Source organism: Thermococcus sp. Bubb.Bath (assembly GCF_012027595.1).
GTDB lineage: Archaea > Methanobacteriota_B > Thermococci > Thermococcales > Thermococcaceae > Thermococcus.
The window spans coordinates 1-518 of sequence record NZ_SNUR01000019.1; the positions used below are offsets into that span (position 1 = coordinate 1).

At 53.5% G+C, this 518-nt stretch carries 1 pseudogene; it reads right to left on the reverse strand.

What is annotated here, in order from left to right:
* Nucleotides 1-493, reverse strand: a pseudogene (locus E3E29_RS11320) (hypothetical protein); the annotation flags it as partial.
* Nucleotides 494-518: the final 25 nt, after the last annotated feature.

Sequence of the window (518 nt, forward strand, 5' to 3'; positions counted from 1 at the left end):
GGTTGTGGTAGGCAGTACCCCAGTTCGGGTCAACGTAGTAGTCAAAGAACCAGTAGTCCCAGGCAATGCTCGTAACCGGCTGAATTCCACTGCTAACCCAGCCCTCAGTGTAAACACTCCACTGGAGAGTCTTCGGACTGCTAGAGTAGACAACATCATTGGCCTGAGTTTTTGTCATTTGAATAATCTGCACGTTGAATCCAGCGTTTCTCAGTGCTTGGGCAATGTACTCGCCTTCACTTGCTCTTCCTGGATCGTCGGAGCGTGAGATCACCTTGACGGTTACGGGGTTTCCATCGAACCTCCAGACGCCGTTTACCTTTTCCAGGCTATGTCCTTTGGCCTGTAGAGCCGTGGAAGCGGTTTCCATGGCGTTATCTATCATCCTGATTGCGTACTGCTCGTCACCCTGGGCGGTCATTCCGAGGGCTTTGGCGACCGTGTTAATGGCTGAGGCAGCGTCAACCTGACCGCTGACCTCAGGACCGAACATTGGAGCACCGCTGCCCTGGAGAATG